Origin of the sequence: Winogradskyella luteola (assembly GCF_019203985.1) — a bacterium.
Taxonomy (GTDB): Bacteria; Bacteroidota; Bacteroidia; order Flavobacteriales; family Flavobacteriaceae; genus Winogradskyella; species Winogradskyella luteola.
Window position 1 is genome coordinate 294,546 of the sequence record NZ_JAGSPD010000001.1, and the last position, 19,624, is coordinate 314,169.

The window sequence follows — 19,624 nt, forward strand, 5'->3', positions numbered from 1 at the left end:
ACAATTTTTACATAAAATCTCAACGAGCATGGTTTTGTTTGTCTAATTTTACTAAAAACTATTAAACGATGTTGATTTGTATTCCAGATATTAGTGGATTTACCAAATTTATGAGTGAAGCTGAGAATGATTTAAGTTCTAAGGTTATTCCCTCGTTGCTGAATAATATCATATATTCTAACGATATCGGACTTAAAGTTTCTGAAATTGAAGGTGATGCCGTACTATTCTATAAAAAAGGTGGTTTACCGTCAATAAAGGATTTAATTGACCAATGCATTAATTTCTACAAACAGTTTCATGAACAGTTGAATAGCTTAGATGATAAGTACTCTTACTTAAATGACGGAGAACCCTTATCAAAAACACTAGGCCTTAAAATTATTCTCCATTACGGTAAAGATGTCGATGCTGTTAACATTGGAAAACACATAAAGCTAATGGGAGAAGATGTTATTGTAGCACATAAACTGTTGAAAAATACTATCAATAAAGACGAGTATGTACTGCTAACAGAATCGCTCATGGATCAATACAGCCCCACAGATTTAGATAAAAGAATATTTTGGTCTAACACAAAATTAGGTGATGAAAATTACAAGCACATAGGTGAAATTAATTATGCTTACGTCAATTTAAAACCTTTAAGAGATATTAAATAACACCAAAAAACATTATGATAGAAATAGCAATTAACCCGACTAACACTAGAGATATTGTTACACATATCAGTGAATACCTAAATGGGTCTATCATAGAACGTTGGGGCGAAGCTGTAATGACAGTTGACAATGAGAATGCCCAAGGAAAAATAACTTTTATTCCGTTTGATTGGGGTGTTAATCTTTTGGATTTCAATATTACTTTTAGAAAAGAGTTTGTGCTAAGAATAGAAGCAGAAGAGTTTAATCCTGTGAGATTTGTATATAATCTCGAAGGCTACTTTCTACATAGATTTGGTGTACAGAACACTGAGTATAGAACCGAACAATTTCAATCTGTAATTTTTACGAATAAAACAAATGGAGTCAATTTTATGCACTTCCCAAAAGGTGTAAGGCTAAAAACCAATGTTATTCAAATTGTTAGGAAAGAATTCTTAAAGAAAAGAACCAGTAATGTATCTACCTTGAATAAAAAACTATATGAAGTGTTTGTAGATACTGATCACGAAAACAGATTTGTACACTATGGCGAGTTGAATTTAAAAATGGCTGATTTGGTAAAATCCATTCATAACATAAAATCCAAAGGCATGCTCAGGATTTTAAAGGTTGAAGCTAAAATTTATGAAATCCTCTCATTGCACATACAGCAGCATGACAAGTCAACAAATGGAAAGAGATTACCAAAATCACTCACCAAATCCGAACTGAAAATAATAAAAAAAGTAAGTGATGTTATAAGAAAAGAACCTTCTCAACAGTACACCTTAGATAAAATATCTTTAGATTATGGCTTATCTCAAGCAAAATTACAAGAAGGCTTTAAATTTTTGTACACAAGAACTGTTACCGAATTTATAAGACACGTAAGAATAGAGCTTGCAAGGGATTTGATGAGAAACTCTGATTTAAATATCTCGCAAATTGTTTACACCATAGGCTTTACCAGCAGAAGTTATTTTTCGAAAATATTTAAAGAAAAATATGGTATTTCGCCAAATGAATTTAAAAAGCAAATTGTGTCTAAAGTATCTGTTGCTGCTTAAATCATCGTTTGAATATAATTCTTCGAATCAACGCTATTAGTCCATATTTACCGGTGAGCTTTAATGCAGAACCAACCCAATTAATAGGCTTAAGATCCTCTTTGTATTCGTTTTTTACAAGTTTAAGCTCCTCCCAAGCGATGTCACGCTCTAGCTTTAGTCGCTTTAGGTCGTTTTCTATATCCTCAAAAGTTGAGTAGGTTTTCATATTAATCGAAGAATTTTGAGCTAAAGGTTTTAATGATTAACTTATTGATTTTAGACCTTAGAATATATATAATTAAGGCAATGCCCATAAAAATAATGCCGACTGCCAAATAGCCCAACATTATACTATTAAAAACATTACCAAGTTTAATCGCTAATGCCACTGCTAAAAAAATGATACCAAAAAAAGCAAACCCGCCAATAACCAAGACCTTTGATAGTATACTAAAAGATAAAGTAAGCTGCTGAAAGATTTTAAGTTTAATATATTGGTGAGACGTTTTTATGTAACGCTCACCAATACCAGATGCTTTGTCTGTTGTAGTATTTAAATCGTCAAATACACTCATTAATTAGCTTTTTTCTGAAGATTCTTATTCTTCAATTTCAATTCTTTAAGCTTGGCTTCAAGTGTTGTAATTACATCTTCAGCTTTATAACTTGCATTAGAAACGATAGATTCTACCTGATGATCTAAATTTTCCTTGTGGGTAGATATTTTGTCACCAACGGCATCTCTAAGTTCTGAAGCTTTCACCTTAGCCTTAGCTTTTGCCAATGCAGCCTCATCTGCAATTCTTTGACGTGTAACGCTACCTTTATCTGGAGCAAACAATATTCCTAGGGTTGCTCCAATTGCTGTACCAGCTAAAATTCCTAAAACTGTATTTCCATTATTACTCATAGTCTTATATGTTATTTTTTAATTTCCTGTTACAAATATGCTTCATTACTATGGATTTGCTTAACTCGTTAGATAAATATCTTAACTTAAATAAAGTTGAATTATTAATAACGTTTTACTAGAATGAATCAAAATAAATAGGTATTGGATTAATTATAAAACAATGAAGACGGTATCTTTGGTAGAAACCAATAAATTTAATATGTCCAAAGGTTCAAAAACTATAGAAACTATCAACCCATGTAATGGAGAATCACTAAAGACTTATCCATATCAAACGGATTCAGAAATTAATGACAAATTAAAATTAGCTGATACAATCTTTGCAGATTGGAAAACCAAATCAATAAATGAGAGAACAGAGTTATTGGACAGCCTTTATAACAATTTAAGTCATTCAAAAGAAAAGCTCAGTGAACTCATTACGTTAGAAATGGGAAAGCCCATAACGGAGAGTAAAGCAGAAATTGATAAATGCCTGCTTCTAATCCAATTTTATAAAAAAAACGCAGAACAATTTCTAGCTGATGTGTTAATTGAAACAGAAGCTCACGAAAGTTATATCAGTTATGATCCATTGGGTTGCATCTTAGCCGTAATGCCATGGAACTATCCTTTTTGGCAAGTGTTTAGATTTGCAATTCCAACATTAACAGCAGGTAATGTCGCATTGCTAAAGCACGCCTCAAATGTAACGGGCTGTGCGCTTGCTATTGAAGAATTATTTTTGGATTCAGGTTTTCCCAAAGGTGCTTTCCAAACTTTATTGACCAACCATGATACCATCGAAAAAATTATTGGTAATACTATTGTAAAGGCCGTAACCCTAACCGGGAGTGAAAAAGCAGGCAAAAGTATAGCAGCTACTGCTGGTAAACATCTTAAAAAAACACTTCTGGAACTAGGCGGAAATAATGCCTGCATCATTTTAAAAGATGCAGATTTAGATAAGTATTTAGACACTATCGTTAAAGCCAGAATGCAGAATTCTGGACAGAGCTGCATTGCCGCAAAACGCTTCTTGGTCGAAGAAACTATTTATGATGAGTTTTTAGAGAAGTTCACAGAAAAAATAAAAGCTCTAAATTATAACAATCCTTTAGATGACAAAACAAATATGTCCTGTTTAGCAAGACCAGATTTAGCGGAAACTTTGGAGCAACAAGTATCCAAATCCATTGACAAAGGTGCCAAAGTACATTATGGCAACACCAGAGACAAGGCTTATTATCAACCTACCATATTAACAAATATCTCAGAAGATATGGATGTATTTAAAGAGGAAACTTTTGGACCGTTAGCACCGATTATGAAGGTTAAAAATTTAGACGAAGCCATTAAATTGGCTTCAAAATCAAGTTTTGGACTCGGTACAATGATTTTTACCGAAGATTATAAAACAGCTTCAAAAAAAGTTCTGGATATTGAAGATGGAGCATACTTTATAAACGAATTGGTAAAATCTGATCCTAGACTTCCTTTTGGAGGTACAAAGGCCTCTGGTTACGGAAGGGAACTATCTAAAGAAGGCATACTAGAGTTTGTAAATAAAAAAACAGTATTTATTAATAAATAAAATTAAATATTATGAAATTTGTAAAAGAAGAAGAAGAGGAAAGAGGTGATTATATATTACAGAAAGATACCAAAACCAAAGTTGGTGCAACGTTTATTATTGTAACGTTGATCATTTTAATAATTGCTGTAGTAATTTCAGGAATATTTTTTGAGTGGTACTAACACCATAAATGTAAAAACGCACAATCCTATTCAGTAATACAATAAAGTGATATAGACAAAATATCACCTCTTGGCTTATCAAAAAAAGCAAAAAGATCCTCTTATGAAATAAAATTTCTACGAGAATCTTTCTACTTTTAATTTGTCGGGGTGGCAGGATTCGAACCTGCGACCTCCGCGTCCCAAACGCGGCGCGATAACCGGGCTACGCTACACCCCGAAACAGTTATCAATATATCGTTTTGCTCCTCTCTTTTTGATCTTCTTTTCCAGTAGCATAGCCTCTGAACGATCATTTACCTCAATCTGCAAAATGACTTTCCATGGTATTCCTATTCTTGTTGAAGGAACTTTTCCTTGGTTATGTCTTTCCAATCTTTTTTCGATATCTGAAGTTTGACCTACATAATATCTAGAACGTTTTTCACTAAAAAGTATATACACTGTAAACACAATCTTACTTCTATGGGGTGGTCACGCCATCAGCGTGACGACCTCCGCGTGCCAAACGCGGCGCGATAACCGGGCTACGCTACACACCGAAGATATAGTTGTCATTTTAGGACTGCAAATATAGAATTTTTCTTTACAATCCAACAACATTTTTTTAACTTTAAAAATTGATTCACTACCCATTTATAATCATGAAATTAAGACTTCCTATTCTCGGATTAATCCTAATAAGCATATTAACTTGTGCTCAAGATAAGAATCCCATCAACACTAAAAATGACCATGAAATTATAGTGCCAGATTTAGACATTCCTTGGGCATTTACATTTCTCCCCGACGGTTCAATGCTAATAAATGAAAAAGAAGGCAGACTCATTCATTTTAAAAACCATAAGAAAACTGAAATTTCTGGCTTACCTGAAATCTATGTAAGAGGCCAAGGCGGATTAATGGACATACTTCTTCACCCTAATTATGAAGACAATGGTTGGATATACTTTTCGTATGCATCTTCAAAAGGTGAAGGAAACGGTGGAAACACAACCATTGCAAGAGCCAAATTAAAAAATAACACACTTATTAATTTTGAAGTACTATATAAGGCCGAGCCAAATTCTAGAAGAGGGCAACACTTTGGGTCGCGTTTAGTTTTTGATACGGATGGCTATTTATTTTTTACCATTGGTGATCGTGGTGATAGAGATACCAATCCACAAGACCTAACTAGAGATTGTGGCAAAGTATATCGACTTAATGCTGATGGTACAATTCCAGAAGACAATCCCTTTATAGATACCCCTAAAACTAAAAAGGCAATTTATTCGTACGGACACAGAAATCCGCAAGGTATGGCGCTTCATCCTAAAACAGGAGACATTTGGACTCACGAACATGGTCCAAAGGGCGGAGATGAAATTAATATTATAGCGGCTGGTAAAAACTATGGCTGGCCAGTCATTAGCTATGGCGTAAATTATAGCGGAACAAAATTTACTGACATCACAGAAAAAAAAGGTATGGAACAACCACTTCATTATTGGACACCTTCAATTGCACCAAGCGGTATGGCTTTTATCAATAGCAACAAATATGGTAATTGGAATGGTAACCTCTTGGTCGGATCATTAAAATTTCAATATCTAGACATGTGTACCATAAAAGACAATAAAGTGATAAAGGAAGAACGCTTATTAAATGAATTAGGAAGAGTAAGATGTATTGAACAGGGTCCTAGTGGTTATATTTATGTTGGTATTGAAAATTTAGGCATTGTAAAACTTATAAAGAAATGATAAAAGTATCTAAATATATATTACTGTTGTTAATAATAGTATCCTGTAATTCAAAAGAAAAGAAAACTAATACAGTAGATTATCCTGAGAAAACATCATTAACACAAACAGACCCAAAACTAAAAACAAGTATGGAACGCGGTAAGTTGGTTTATGACGATATGTGTATTACATGCCATATGGCAAATGGCAAAGGTGTTCCAAAAGCGTTTCCTCCATTGGCAGATGCAGACTACTTAAGAGATAATCAAAATAAAAGTATTTTAGGAGTTAAAAACGGAATGTCTGGCAAAATAATTGTCAATGGAATTACCTATAATAGCGTTATGACACCTCTAGGGCTTTCTAATGAAGAGGTTGCAGATGTTATGAATTATATTAACAACAGTTGGGGAAATAACTACGGAAAATTCTTGACTGCCCAAGAAGTGACAAATATCATTAAAAAACAAGAGTAATTAGCTAACTTTGTAGAACTAACTTAATCTAAAGATATAATGCTAATTATAGGAATCGCTGGCGGAACAGGATGTGGTAAAACTACGGTAGTCAATACTATTCTAAACGAATTACCCGAGGGAGAAGTCGGTATCATTTCTCAAGATTCTTACTATAAAGATACCTCCCATCTCAGCTACGACGAACGTGTAAAAATCAATTTTGACCATCCACGTTCCATAGATTTTGAATTGCTGGAAAAACACCTCAAAGAGCTTAAAAAAGGAAATTCCATAGACCAACCCATCTACTCCTTTGTAAAACATAATCGTACAGGTGATACCATTTCTACAAAACCAAGAAAGGTCATGATTGTAGAAGGCATTTTAATTCTAACAAATCCAGAAATTAGAGAACTTTTTGATATTAAGATATTTGTTCATGCGGATTCAGACGAGCGATTAATCCGTCGACTAAAACGTGATATTTCTGAGCGAGGACGAGACATTGACGAAGTACTGACAAGATATCAAAACACCTTAAAACCCATGCACCATCAATTTATTGAACCCATGAAAGAATATGCAGATATTATAATTCCAAACAACAAGTACAACACAGTTGCCGTAGACATCGTCAAAACCATAATCAACGAACGTTTATAATGGGAATTTTCGATAATAAATACTTTAAGCCTTTCAAGAATATTTATCTGGTAATATTAGTATTATTCGTTATCTGGATGCTATTCTCTGATGCACATTCACTACTATTTCACCACGAACTAAATACAGAAATAGATGAGTTGGAATACCAAAAAGAGCATTATAACAATGAAATAGAAAAAGATAAAAAAGCCATTAAAGAACTGAGTACAGAAGATGGTATTGAGCGTACAGCACGCGAAAATTACAACATGAAAAAATCTGATGAAGATATTTTTATAATTGAATACGAAGATAGCATAGCCAAACAAAAACAAGATGAGTAGATCTTTATTTAGCCAATTTGAAAGCGTATCCGCAAAAGCCTGGAAACAAAAAATTCAGGCAGATTTAAAAGGTGCAGATTATAACGACACTTTAATCTGGAAAACCAATGAAGGTATTGATGTAAAACCCTTTTACCATTCAGATGATTTTGAGGATTTTCCCAATACCTCTAACAGTAAAGCAACACAATGGAAAATTGCTCAAACCATTGAAGTTTCAGATGCTAAAACAGCCAATATTAAAGCATTGAATGCTATCGAACGTGGTGCAGAAAGTATCCTATTTCATATTAAAACAGAAGACATTTCTATTGAAGATTTATTTCAAAATATTGATGTTGAAAAAATTCCTGTTGAAATTAAATGCGATTTTCTCTCTCATGAATTCATAAACAAAATTAAGAATGTCACTCTGGGCACAGCCGAAGAGTCTCGTGTCAACATACACGTCGACATTATAGGCAACCTAGCCAAAACAGGTAACTGGTACAATGACCTCAAGGACGACCATACAAAACTTGAGACCATTATAAAGCAAACCAATCAGCTTTCTGTAAATTTAAGCCTATACCAAAATGCTGGAGCAACGATTGTGCAACAGCTCGCTTATGGCTTAGCACAAGTTAATGAATATCTAAATCATTTAGAAGGAATCAACGATTGGTCACTGAACGAAGTCGAAGTGACTTTTAACACCTCAATTGGCTCAAACTACTTTTTCGAAGTCGCAAAACTCAGAGCCTTACGTCAATTATGGATAACGTTAGCATCAGAGTATAACGCTAATACCAAATGTAAAATATTGGCTAAACCAACCAAACGCAACAAAACCATTTACGATTACAACGTTAATATGTTGAGAACAACAACAGAATGTATGAGTGCAATTCTTGGTGGGGCAGACACTATTTGTAATTTACCATACGATTTACTCTACCACAAACCCAATGAATTTGGAGACCGCATTGCAAGAAATCAATTATTGGTTTTGAAAAAAGAAAGTTATTTCGATAAGGTTAATAATCCAGCAGATGGTGCATATTATATTGAGAGTTTAACCCAACAATTGGCAGAAAAAGCATTGGGTCTATTTAAAGATATTGAAGCAAATGGAGGCTTTCTAAACCAGTTGAAAGAAGGAACAATTCAACGAAAAATTAAAGAAAGTGCTAAGAAAGAGCAAGCCGATTTCGATACTGAAAAACTAATACTTTTGGGCACAAACAGACATCCAAATCCTGCTGATAAAATGAAAAATGAATTAGAAATCAGTCCTTTTCTTGAGAAAGAAAAACGAAAAACACTTATTGAACCTATTATTCAAAAAAGATTATCTGAAAAATTGGAAATCAATAGATTAAATAAAGAGTGAAATCTACTATAGATAAAACCTATAATAGATATTTTATTCAAAAAAAACAAAAAATGACTAGAAAGAACGTTCAACATATCAAACTAAAGTCGAAAGCCAAAAATCAAAAACCAATGGCTTATAGCAATTTCCATACAGCTGAAGATATTGATGTAAAATCTACGTATTCAAAAGAGGACATTGAAAATTTAGAACACTTGGATTTTGTTGCAGGCATTGCACCCAATCTCCGTGGCCCATACTCAACAATGTATGTAAGAAGACCTTGGACCATAAGACAGTATGCTGGCTTCTCAACAGCCGAAGAAAGTAATGCCTTTTACAGACGTAATTTAGCCGCAGGGCAAAAAGGCCTGTCTGTTGCTTTCGATTTAGCAACACATAGAGGTTACGACTCGGATCACGAACGCGTTGTTGGTGATGTCGGTAAAGCTGGAGTTGCCATCGACTCAGTTGAAGATATGAAAACCCTTTTCGATCAAATTCCGCTGGATAAAATGTCCGTGTCCATGACCATGAACGGTGCCGTACTCCCAATAATGGCATTTTATATTGTGGCCGCAGAAGAGCAAGGAGTAAAGCCAGAACAGTTGGCAGGTACAATTCAGAATGATATTCTCAAAGAATTTATGGTGCGTAATACCTACATTTACCCACCCACTCCATCGATGAAAATTATTTCAGATATTTTTGAATACACCAGTAAGTATATGCCTAGATTCAATAGTATTAGTATTTCTGGTTATCATATGCAAGAAGCAGGAGCCACATGCGATATTGAACTGGCATATACACTTGCAGACGGGTTAGAGTATATTAGAAAAGGGCTTGAAGCTGGTATGGACATCGACACTTTTGCTCCTCGCCTATCCTTCTTTTGGGCCATTGGAATGAACCACTTTATGGAAATAGCAAAAATGCGAGCGGCACGAATGCTATGGGCAAAACTGGTGAAGCAATTCAACCCAAAAAACCCAAAATCCTTAGCTTTGAGAACCCATTGCCAAACCTCTGGCTGGAGTTTAACTGAGCAAGATCCTTTCAACAATGTGGCAAGAACCTGTATTGAGGCTGCGGCAGCAGCTTTTGGAGGCACACAAAGTTTGCACACCAATGCTTTGGACGAAGCCATTGCATTACCTACGGATTTTTCAGCACGGATAGCACGTAATACGCAAATTTATCTACAGCAAGAAACACATATCACCAAAACAGTCGATCCTTGGGCTGGCAGTTACTATGTAGAAAATCTAACCAATGCTATTACCGAGAAAGCCTGGAAATTAATTGAGGAAGTTGAAGAACTTGGTGGCATGACTAAAGCCATAGAAGCAGGAATACCAAAACTAAGAATTGAAGAAGCTGCAGCACGCAAGCAAGCACGAATTGATTCTGGTCAAGACATTATTGTTGGCGTTAACAAATATCAACTCGAAGAAGAAGACCCTCTTCACATTTTAGAAGTCGACAACCAAACCGTAAGACATCAACAAATAGAACGCTTAAACCGAATAAAGTCTACTAGAAATACTGAAGACGTTACTTCGGCACTATCAAAATTGACAAAAGCTGCGAAAACAGGTGAAAATAATTTGTTAGCTTTAGCCGTAGATGCGGCTCGCAAACGCGCCACTTTAGGTGAAATCAGTGATGCCTTAGAAGCAGAATTTGGACGTTACAAAGCACAAATAAAATCATTTAGCGGAGTGTACAGTAAAGAAATAAAAGACGATAAAAGCTTTAAAAAAGCAAGAGAATTGGCTGACCAATTTGCAGAGCAAGATGGTAGAAGACCACGTATTATGATTGCCAAAATGGGACAAGATGGACATGACAGAGGCGCTAAAGTCGTAGCAACGGGTTATGCCGATGTTGGTTTTGATGTGGATATAGGGCCATTGTTTCAAACACCGAAAGAAGCGGCTAAGCAGGCTGTGGAAAACGATGTTCATATTTTGGGCGTTTCATCTTTGGCGGCCGGACATAAAACTTTGGTACCCCAAGTCATTGAGGAATTAAAAACCTATGGCAGAGACGACATTATGGTCATTGTTGGCGGAGTCATCCCAAAACAAGATTACCAGTATTTGTTTGACGCTGGTGCTGTTGCCGTTTTTGGCCCAGGCACTAAAATTAGTGATGCTGCTATTCAGATTTTAGAGATTTTGATTGATTAATATACAATAGAAGCAACTATTTCAACATTAATACCTCTTAATTCACTAGCTCATACCTTTATATAAGAACTTTTGCAATTATTAAATCCAATATAATAACATTCTCACCCACAATATCCAACTAAAAATTTAGTTAAAATAATGTTATTCCTTTTTACAACGATTTATAATACTTAAATTGGAGGAATTTCTTATAGAATCCGTCTAAACGAATTCTTCAATTATTAATCGATAAAACCATCAATCAATGACAACAAAACTTTCTCAAGTATTTAAAACATTTTTTGTTTGTATTTTGCTAGTTACCTTTACAGCTAATGCACAGACCGCAACTTTAGAAAAACAGACTACTGGTGCCGTACCTTCTGATGCACTACCAATTACTCCAGAAGTGAAAATTGGCAAACTATCTAACGGACTTACTTACTACATTCAAAATAACGGAAAACCAGAGGATAAAGTAGAATTACGTTTAGCGCTTAAAGCAGGCTCTATAGTAGAAACCGAAGACCAACGTGGTTTAGCTCATTTTATGGAGCACATGAATTTTAATGGCACAAAAAACTTTAAGAAAAATGAGTTGGTAGATTACCTCCAAGGTATTGGTGTTGAGTTTGGTGCCGACCTTAATGCTTATACAGGTTTCGACCAAACGGTTTACATCCTTCCGATTCCTAGTGATGATCCAGAAAAATTAGATAAAGGATTTCAAATCCTCCAAGATTGGGCAGGTAATGCACTACTGACAGATGAAGACATTGATGATGAGCGTGGAGTGGTTATCGAAGAATACAGAACGCGCTTAGGAGCTGCCACAAGAATGCAATCTCGATATTTAGATAAAATCGCGTACAAATCTAAATATGCCGATCGTTTACCCATCGGAACTAAAGAAAATCTTGAAAACTTTAAGTACGAAAGTATCCGTAACTTTCAAAGAGATTGGTACAGACCCAACCTTATGGCTGTTATTGCCGTGGGTGATCTAGATGTTGAAACTTTAGAAAAGAAAATAAAAGAAAATTTTAGTAGTTTAAAAAACCCTGAAAATCCAAAATCAAGAGAAGAGTTTTATTCACAAAGTCATGAAGGTACTTTTGTTGCCATTGAATGGGATGAAGAAGCCACAGGAAGTCAGGTTCAGATTTTTTATAAAGACAAAGGCAAGCCAAAAAAGACCAAAACTGTAGCAGATTATCAGCACAACATGGTTGAAGGGCTTTTTTCTCAGATGATTAATAACCGATTAAGAGAATACAGCAATAAACCCAATCCACCATTTATTTATGGATTTTCGTATCATGGAGGCACCATTGGTAATCAAGATGCCTACCAGTCTTTTGCACAAACCAATGAAACAGGCCAACTAGAAGCACTTAGAGTATTGTTAGAAGAAAATGAACGTGTAAAACGCTTTGGTTTTAAAGCCTCAGAATTAGAGCGCGCCAAAAAGGACTATTTGGCAAGATTAGAACGTCAGTTTAAAGATAAGGACAAGCGTGAGTCCGAAAGAATTGTTGGCCGTTATGTACAGCACTTTTTACAAGAAAGTCCGATTCCCGGAATCGATTGGAGCTACGCTTTTGCTCAAAAAGAATTACCAAAAATAAAGTTGGAAGATGTTAATGGTCTAATTTCAGATTTTTTACATGACGACAATCGTTTGGTTATACTTACAGGCCCGAAAAAAGAAGGTCTTACAAAAGTAACCGAACAAGAAGTTATTGACTTATTAGAAGATGTTAAAAAAGCAGATGTTAAAGACTATGAAGATGAAGCGGTTAGAGAGGAATTGATGCCTATTAAACCTAAAAAGGGAAGTATTGCCAAAAAGGAAGTCAATAACGAAGGTAAGATCAATGAAACTACAACACTCACACTAAGCAATGGTGCTAAAGTCACCTATAAGAAAACAGATTTCAAAAATGATGAAGTATTAATGGAGGCTTTTAGCTACGGTGGTACATCATTATATACTACCGAAGAATTACTGGAAACCTCAAGTGCCAACAGAGGTTTGTTTGAAGCTGGTATTGATGGTATTGACAAAAATGAAATGACAAAAATGACGTCTGGAAAAATCGTTAGGGTAAGACCTTTTATTGGAGGTAATTCTGAAGGTTTTACAGGTTCTGCATCACCTAAGGATATGGAGATGATGTTTCAAATGATTCATCTGTACTTCACTAAATTAGATAAAGATCCCGAGGCTTTTGCTTCATTTATAAGTAAGCAAAAAGCATTTTTGGGTAATATTTTATCTAATCCAAATATCGCATTCTCAATTGCTTATGGAGAATTTATTAGCGAAGGGAATCCAAGATATACAGGCTTCCCTGATGAAGAAGCTTTAGATAACGCCAACTACGATATGGCTTATGAGAAATATAAAGAGCGGTTTGCAAATGCAGGAGATTTCCATTTCTACTTTGTAGGTAATGTAGATGAAGATAAAATTAAGGATTATGCAGAAACCTACATTGCTTCTTTGCCAAGTAGTGATAAAAAGGAAATGTATAAAGTATATGACTTCAGACCTAAATTTGGGTCACACGAGTTTACTTACTATAAAGGTACTGAGCCTAAAAGTCAGGTGAGACTCACATTTTCTGGCGAAACAGAATACAATAAGGACGAAGCAAGAGCAATGAATGCTTTAGGTGAAATTTTAAGTATCAAACTTATCGAAAAATTAAGAGAAGAAGAAGGTGGTGTCTATGGTGCTGGTGCAAGAGGTTCTATCAGTAAATTACCATATAGTCGCTATAACTTTAGTATCTCATTTCCTTGTGCACCAGAAAATGTCGAAAAGTTAATTGCAGCATCTCTTGCTGAAGTTGAAAGTATTGTAAAAAATGGCCCTACAGAAACGGATTTAGACAAAGTAAAAAAGGCATTATTACTCTCAAGAAAAGAAGATTTAGAGCAAAATCGTTTTTGGTTATCGACCATTAAGGATGCGGATTACAACATGAACGATTTAGAAGGTGTAGTTAATTATGAAGCTAATATCAATGCGTTAACAACTAAAGATATTCATAACGTGGCTAAGAAGTATTTAACTGATGGTTACATTAAAGCGGTTTTAATGCCTGAAAAGGAATAAACCCATACATCAACATCTCAAAACAAGCCATCTGAATGTAGAATTTTAGATGGCTTTTTTTGTTTACGCTATGTTAACAACTTCCGTTTTCAAAACCCATAATAAATCGTATTTTTAAACCCTTAATAAACCAAATTATTTAATGGGTAAAATCATTGCAATAGCTAATCAAAAGGGAGGTGTTGGTAAAACAACGACTTCTGTAAACTTAGCAGCTTCTCTTGGAGCTTTAGAGAAGAAAGTCCTGCTTATAGATGCTGATCCACAGGCCAATGCGAGTTCTGGATTAGGTATTAATGTAGATGCTGTTGAAGTCGGTTCGTACCAAGTCTTAGAACATACCAAATCAGCAAAAGAAGCTATTGTAGCATCTAATGCGCCAAATGTAGATGTAATCCCTGCACATATAGACCTTGTGGCGATTGAAATAGAATTGGTCGATAAAGATGATAGAGAGTACATGCTTAAAAAAGCTGTTTTAGATTTAAAATCTGACTATGACTATATTTTAATTGACTGTGCCCCTTCTTTAGGCTTATTAACATTGAATGCTCTCACAGCATCGGATTCTGTAATTATTCCTATTCAATGTGAGTATTTTGCACTCGAAGGTTTAGGCAAACTGTTAAATACTATTAAAAGTGTACAAAAAATACATAACGAAACGTTAGATATTGAAGGCATGTTGTTGACGATGTTCGATTCGCGCTTACGATTATCAAATCAGGTGGTAGAAGAAGTTCAAAAACACTTTAGCGATATGGTGTTCGAAACAATTATTCAACGTAATGTAAGATTGGGGGAAGCGCCAAGTTATGGAGAAAGCATCATTAACTATGATGTGAGCAGCAAAGGTGCAGCCAACTATTTAAGTTTGGCAAAAGAGCTTATAAAGAAAAATGAATTTTAATGGCGAAGGCAACTAAAAAACAAGCTTTGGGGCGAGGACTTTCAGCATTGTTGAAAGATCCAGAAAACGATATAAAATCTGCAGAAGATAAGAATGCCGATAAAGTTGTTGGTAACATCGTAGAACTCGATATAGAAAGTATTGAAGTTAACCCATTTCAACCAAGAACCAACTTTAACGAAGAATCCTTAAGGGAGTTAGCATCATCCATACGCGAGCTTGGTGTTATTCAACCTATAACAGTTAGAAAATTAGCATTTAATAAATATCAACTTGTTTCTGGAGAGCGTCGTTTTAGAGCTTCAAAACTAATTGGTTTAGAAACGATTCCTGCTTATATCAGAATCGCCAACGACCAAGAATCGTTAGAAATGGCATTGGTGGAGAACATTCAGCGCCAAGATTTAGATCCTATAGAAATTGCACTATCCTACCAACGCCTAATTGATGAAATTCAATTAACACAAGAACAAATGAGTGAACGTGTTGGCAAAAAACGTTCTACGATTGCCAACTACTTACGATTGTTAAAACTAGACCCAATTATTCAAACTGGTATGCGAGATGGTTTTATCTCAATGGGCCATGGCAGAGCTATGGTAAATATTGAAAGTCAGATCGATCAATTAGAGGTTTACGAAAAAATTATAAGTAATAAACTTTCCGTACGAGCTACAGAGCAGTTAGTAAAAAACTTAAATACAGAGGCAAGCCCAACTTCTCAAAGCGCACCAATCGAAGTCCCTAAACACATTAAAAAAGGTGTCAAGGAGTTTTCGGAATATTTTGGGCACAAGATTGATGTAAAAGTATCAAAAAACGGAAGCGGAAAAATCACTATTCCATTTCATTCGGAAGAAGATTTTAATAGAATTAAAAAATTAGTGCAGCGTGCTAAATAAGCGTCAATACTTTCTCTTACTGTTTCTATTTTCAATGGTTTTATCATTTTCTCAAGAAAAGAAAAATGATAGCACCGATATTGGTCTGGACAAAGAATTGGTAGTCATAGAAGAGCAAGCCATAGAACGAAAGCCAATTGATCCTTTGCGACCATCTAAAGCTGCATTCTATTCAGCAATTTTACCTGGTGCAGGTCAGGCATACAATAAGAAATACTGGAAAATTCCAATAGTTTGGGGAGCTATAGGTACTGGGATTTATTTTTACGTTAGAAACGACAAACAGTTTGACCGCTACAGAGACGCCTACAAAAGACGTCTGGCAGGCTTTACGGACGACGAGTTTTCTGATGCTGATGGCAACCCACTTATTTCTGATGATGGTTTAATTAGAGCGCAACAGCAGTTTAGGCGTAACAAGGAAATATCCTTGTTGGTAACCATTGGTTTGTATGCCCTAAACATTATTGATGCCAATGTTGATGCCCATTTATTGCAGTTTAATGTTGATGAAAACCTAAGCCTTAGTCCGCATTACCAATACAATCAAATGGAAAATTCTTCAGATTTGGGCTTAACACTAAATTTTAAGTTTTAGAATGAGAATAGCTTTACTTGGTTACGGCAGAATGGGAAAAAGTATTGAGTCGATTGCTCTAGAAAGACACCATACCATTACCCTAAAAGCAACCAGCAACACTACGGTATTCGATTTTTCAAATACAGATGTGGCCATAGATTTTAGTTTACCATCAACAGCTATAAGTAATATTAAAAAGGCTTTAGATGCAGGTATTCCCATAATTTCTGGCACTACAGGTTGGTTAGAGGATTATGATACAATTGTTGACTATTGCAGTTCTAAAAACGGCACGTTTTTATATGCTTCAAACTTTAGTTTAGGAGTTAATATTTTTTTTGAAATCAATAATAAGTTAAGTCAGTTGATGGCTAAAGTTGATGGTTACACTACTCAAATTGAAGAAATTCATCATACAAAAAAACTAGATGCACCTAGTGGCACGGCTATTACTTTGGCTGAACAAATCATCGGTAACTCTGATTATAAAAACTGGACTTTAGGCGAAGCTCAAAAAGATGAAATTCATATTGAAGCCAAGCGCATTCCAGAAGTTCCTGGAACTCATGAAATTACCTATAATTCTAAAATCGACTCTATAAACATTAAGCATACAGCGCATAACAGACAAGGTTTTGCTTTAGGGGCTGTTATAGCAGCAGAATGGATTGCGAATAAAAAAGGCGTATTCACTATGCGCGATGTGTTAAACATTGGTTAACTTGCCCAAATTTTGAAACAAATTAGAATAATTTTCAACCTTTATAGATAAAACTTAACGATATGACTTGGACACAATGGTTTATATTTTTAATGATATTGCAAATTATTCATGGGCTCGGCACATGGAAACTTTACGTTAAGGCTGGCAGACAAGCTTGGGAAGCCTTTGTTCCTGTTTATAATGCAGTGGTGTTAATGAAAATCGTATCTCGTCCTTGGTGGTGGGTCATTTTAATGTTTTTACCAATTGTAAACCTCATCATGATTCCCGCAGCTTGGGTAGAAACTGCTAGAGCTTTTGGTAAGGATACAAAGTTAGATGCACTTCTATGCATTGTTACTTTTGGTTTTTATCTCTATTATCTAAATTATGTCGCAGATGTCAATTATATCGAAAATAGAAAGCTGACACCAAAAACTTCGGCTGGCGAGTGGATTACCTCTATTCTATTTGCTATTGTTGCCGCAACAATTGTTCACACGTATTTCTTTCAACCTTTTGTAATCCCATCATCATCCTTAGAAAAATCGTTGTTGGTTGGCGACTTTCTTATTGTAAGTAAAATACATTACGGAGCTAGAGGACCAATGACTACCGTTGCAGCTCCAATGGTACATGATACGATCCCTGTGTTAAAAAAGAAATCTTATCTCTACAACGATAATTTTGAAGAAAAGAACACCTCTTGGATAAATAAACTACAACTGCCCTATTTTAGATTACCAGGTTTTGAAAACGTAGAACGTAATGATATTGTGGTTTTTAACCAACCAGCAGATACTTTGTTGGATATGAATAATTTTACCCCAGATCGTAATTACTATAAGCCTATTGATAAAAAAACAAATTTGGTAAAGCGCTGTGTTGGGCTTCCTGGGGATACTTTAGAAGTGAAAAATGGTATTGTTTATATAAATGGTATTCAAAATAAATTACCAGATAGAACTAAGCTTCAATTTTCACATGATATTACCTTTAAAAACATCAAGTTAAATACAAAATCAGACTTCGATAGAGTACAATCTATATTAAAAAAGTATGATATTACAGATAGAATCGGTTTTAATCAAAGAACTAATAGCTACACAGTCCAAGCAACAGTTGACGCAGCAAAAAAAGCTACAGTTCATCCAAATATAGAATCTATAACCTATGTTCCAGAAGAGAAAGGCTTAAGAGATAATCGCGTATTCCCTCATGACCCCAACTATAATTGGAATTATAATCATTTTGGCCCTTTATGGATTCCTAAATCTGGATCCACAGTACAATTGAATACCGAAAATATATCACTTTATAAGCGTGCCATTGCTGAATATGAAGGCAACAAGGTAGTAACAAGAGGCAATCAAATTTTTATTAACGATCAACCAGCTAAATCCTACACCTTTAAACAAGATTATTATTGGATGATGGGAGACAACAGACATAACTCTATTGATGCGAGAGCTTGGGGATTTGTGCCCTACAACCATATATTCGGTAAGCCCGTATTTATTTGGATGAGTATTGATGGCATTAACGATGGTATTAAAAATTGGAGACCTCGTTGGGACCGTATTTTCACTACCGTTAGTGGTAGTGGTAAGCGTACGTCCTATCTTATTCCATTTATAGTGGTTATTTTTGGTCTAATGTTCTTCAATAAGTGGAGGAAGAAAAAGAAAGCTAAAGCCTAGACTTCTAAAAAAGACATCATGAGTTGTCTTGTATATCCAACATATTTTCCCAACATAGCACATTTTGTTGCCATGGTTCGCTCAGATTCGGTCTATTTTGAAGTCTGCGATAATTACCAAAAGCAATCGTATAGAAACCGTACCGAAATTTATGGTGCTAATGGCAAACTTGCTTTAACTGTTCCTGTGAGTTATACACAAAAGAACAGACAACTCTATAAAGATGTTAAAATTGCAAACGAAGATAATTGGCAGATACAACATTTAAAATCATTGCAGTCTGCTTACAGTATGTCACCCTTTTTTGAATTCTACATTGATGATTTGATGCCATTGTTTGAAAAGCGATTTGATTACATTCTGGATTTTAATTTGAAATGCTTTGAGACACTTTTAGATAGTCTTCAGATTGAAATTATTACGCAACGAACTATCATTTTTGAAAAATCACCTGACAACAAAACCGATTACAGATCTTTGGCTAAACGAAATCACAAAGTAGAATCTTTTAAATCCTATGTTCAGGTGTTTAGTGAAAAACATGGGTTTATATCTAATCTTAGCATCTTGGATTTACTGTTTAATGAAGGACCAAATTCAGAATTATATTTAAAGAAACAAAAATTATAGACCTTAAAAACACCCCTAAAAGCCCAT

21 protein-coding genes and 1 tRNA gene are annotated in these 19,624 nt (G+C 35.0%); 17 read left to right on the top strand and 5 right to left on the bottom strand.

Going from position 1 to position 19,624, the window contains the following annotated elements; translation table 11 throughout:
* Positions 1–68 precede the first annotated feature (68 nt).
* On the top strand, positions 69–662 hold the full coding sequence (locus KCG49_RS01435) for a DUF2652 domain-containing protein (protein ID WP_218544391.1): 594 nt from the start codon (positions 69–71) through the stop codon (positions 660–662).
* A gap of 14 nt (positions 663–676) precedes the next feature.
* Entirely contained in the window at positions 677–1,711 is a 1,035-nt protein-coding gene (locus tag KCG49_RS01440; RefSeq protein ID WP_218544392.1) for a helix-turn-helix domain-containing protein, read from the top strand.
* 1 nt (position 1,712) lies between these two features.
* On the opposite strand, the gene KCG49_RS01445 is transcribed toward KCG49_RS01440, so the two are convergent.
* Genes KCG49_RS01445 through KCG49_RS01455 form a run of 3 tightly spaced genes read right to left on the bottom strand, consistent with a single transcriptional unit; the run spans position 1,713 to position 2,603 of the window.
* Positions 1,713–1,919, bottom strand: coding sequence for a DUF6327 family protein (locus KCG49_RS01445; protein WP_218544393.1), 207 nt, complete (start codon positions 1,917–1,919; stop codon positions 1,713–1,715).
* A gap of 1 nt (position 1,920) precedes the next feature.
* Complete coding sequence (locus KCG49_RS01450; RefSeq protein ID WP_218544394.1) at positions 1,921–2,268, bottom strand: hypothetical protein; 348 nt, start codon at positions 2,266–2,268, stop codon at positions 1,921–1,923.
* Positions 2,268–2,603 carry a YtxH domain-containing protein gene (locus tag KCG49_RS01455; protein ID WP_218544395.1) on the bottom strand — a complete coding sequence of 112 codons (336 nt, stop codon included), beginning with the start codon at positions 2,601–2,603 and terminating at the stop codon, positions 2,268–2,270. Before KCG49_RS01455 ends, KCG49_RS01450 begins: the two co-directional genes overlap by 1 nt.
* A 163-nt stretch (positions 2,604–2,766) precedes the next feature.
* On the opposite strand from KCG49_RS01455, the gene KCG49_RS01460 reads away from it, so the two are divergent.
* Positions 2,767–4,179 carry an NAD-dependent succinate-semialdehyde dehydrogenase gene (locus KCG49_RS01460; RefSeq protein WP_256259816.1) on the top strand — a complete coding sequence of 471 codons (1,413 nt, stop codon included), beginning with the start codon at positions 2,767–2,769 and terminating at the stop codon, positions 4,177–4,179.
* 11 nt (positions 4,180–4,190) lie between these two features.
* Entirely contained in the window at positions 4,191–4,343 is a 153-nt protein-coding gene (locus KCG49_RS01465) for a hypothetical protein (RefSeq protein WP_218544396.1), read from the top strand.
* A gap of 145 nt (positions 4,344–4,488) precedes the next feature.
* Here KCG49_RS01465 and KCG49_RS01470 read toward each other — a convergent pair.
* Together KCG49_RS01470 and KCG49_RS01475 are read right to left on the bottom strand one after the other, a co-directional pair.
* A tRNA-Pro gene (locus tag KCG49_RS01470) sits at positions 4,489–4,563 on the bottom strand.
* Positions 4,554–4,796, bottom strand: coding sequence for a GIY-YIG nuclease family protein (locus tag KCG49_RS01475; protein WP_218544397.1), 243 nt, complete (start codon positions 4,794–4,796; stop codon positions 4,554–4,556). The genes KCG49_RS01470 and KCG49_RS01475 overlap by 10 nt, the downstream gene beginning before the upstream one ends.
* A 191-nt stretch (positions 4,797–4,987) precedes the next feature.
* On the opposite strand from KCG49_RS01475, the gene KCG49_RS01480 reads away from it, so the two are divergent.
* The 13 genes from KCG49_RS01480 (at position 4,988) to KCG49_RS01540 (ending at position 19,597) form a co-directional block, all read left to right on the top strand.
* Positions 4,988–6,088 carry a PQQ-dependent sugar dehydrogenase gene (locus KCG49_RS01480; RefSeq protein ID WP_218544398.1) on the top strand — a complete coding sequence of 367 codons (1,101 nt, stop codon included), beginning with the start codon at positions 4,988–4,990 and terminating at the stop codon, positions 6,086–6,088.
* A complete protein-coding gene (locus tag KCG49_RS01485) occupies positions 6,085–6,546 on the top strand; it encodes a c-type cytochrome (protein ID WP_218544399.1) in 462 nt (153 codons plus the stop codon). The genes KCG49_RS01480 and KCG49_RS01485 overlap by 4 nt, the downstream gene beginning before the upstream one ends.
* A gap of 39 nt (positions 6,547–6,585) precedes the next feature.
* Entirely contained in the window at positions 6,586–7,191 is a 606-nt protein-coding gene (gene udk / locus KCG49_RS01490) for a uridine kinase (RefSeq protein WP_218544400.1), read from the top strand.
* The gene (locus KCG49_RS01495) at positions 7,191–7,517 is read left to right on the top strand and encodes an FtsB family cell division protein (protein WP_218544401.1); all 327 of its coding nucleotides are present in this window, start codon (positions 7,191–7,193) and stop codon (positions 7,515–7,517) included. The genes udk and KCG49_RS01495 overlap by 1 nt, the downstream gene beginning before the upstream one ends.
* A complete protein-coding gene (locus KCG49_RS01500) occupies positions 7,510–8,889 on the top strand; it encodes a methylmalonyl-CoA mutase subunit beta (RefSeq protein ID WP_218544402.1) in 1,380 nt (459 codons plus the stop codon). Before KCG49_RS01495 ends, KCG49_RS01500 begins: the two co-directional genes overlap by 8 nt.
* Positions 8,890–8,942: 53 nt before the next feature.
* A complete protein-coding gene (gene scpA / locus KCG49_RS01505; protein ID WP_218544403.1) occupies positions 8,943–11,066 on the top strand; it encodes a methylmalonyl-CoA mutase in 2,124 nt (707 codons plus the stop codon).
* A 247-nt stretch (positions 11,067–11,313) separates the two neighbouring features.
* Positions 11,314–14,172, top strand: coding sequence for a M16 family metallopeptidase (locus KCG49_RS01510; RefSeq protein ID WP_218544404.1), 2,859 nt, complete (start codon positions 11,314–11,316; stop codon positions 14,170–14,172).
* A gap of 142 nt (positions 14,173–14,314) precedes the next feature.
* Positions 14,315–15,082, top strand: a complete 768-nt coding sequence (locus KCG49_RS01515) for a ParA family protein (RefSeq protein ID WP_218544405.1) — start codon at positions 14,315–14,317, stop codon at positions 15,080–15,082.
* Positions 15,082–15,984, top strand: a complete 903-nt coding sequence (locus KCG49_RS01520; protein ID WP_218544406.1) for a ParB/RepB/Spo0J family partition protein — start codon at positions 15,082–15,084, stop codon at positions 15,982–15,984. Before KCG49_RS01515 ends, KCG49_RS01520 begins: the two co-directional genes overlap by 1 nt.
* A gap of 34 nt (positions 15,985–16,018) precedes the next feature.
* Positions 16,019–16,582, top strand: coding sequence for a DUF5683 domain-containing protein (locus KCG49_RS01525; protein ID WP_256259817.1), 564 nt, complete (start codon positions 16,019–16,021; stop codon positions 16,580–16,582).
* 1 nt (position 16,583) lies between these two features.
* On the top strand, positions 16,584–17,285 hold the full coding sequence (dapB, locus tag KCG49_RS01530; protein WP_218544408.1) for a 4-hydroxy-tetrahydrodipicolinate reductase: 702 nt from the start codon (positions 16,584–16,586) through the stop codon (positions 17,283–17,285).
* Positions 17,286–17,347: 62 nt separating this feature from the next.
* Complete coding sequence (gene lepB / locus KCG49_RS01535) at positions 17,348–18,967, top strand: signal peptidase I (protein WP_218544409.1); 1,620 nt, start codon at positions 17,348–17,350, stop codon at positions 18,965–18,967.
* An 18-nt stretch (positions 18,968–18,985) separates the two neighbouring features.
* Positions 18,986–19,597 carry a WbqC family protein gene (locus tag KCG49_RS01540; protein WP_218544410.1) on the top strand — a complete coding sequence of 204 codons (612 nt, stop codon included), beginning with the start codon at positions 18,986–18,988 and terminating at the stop codon, positions 19,595–19,597.
* Positions 19,598–19,624 lie beyond the last annotated feature (27 nt).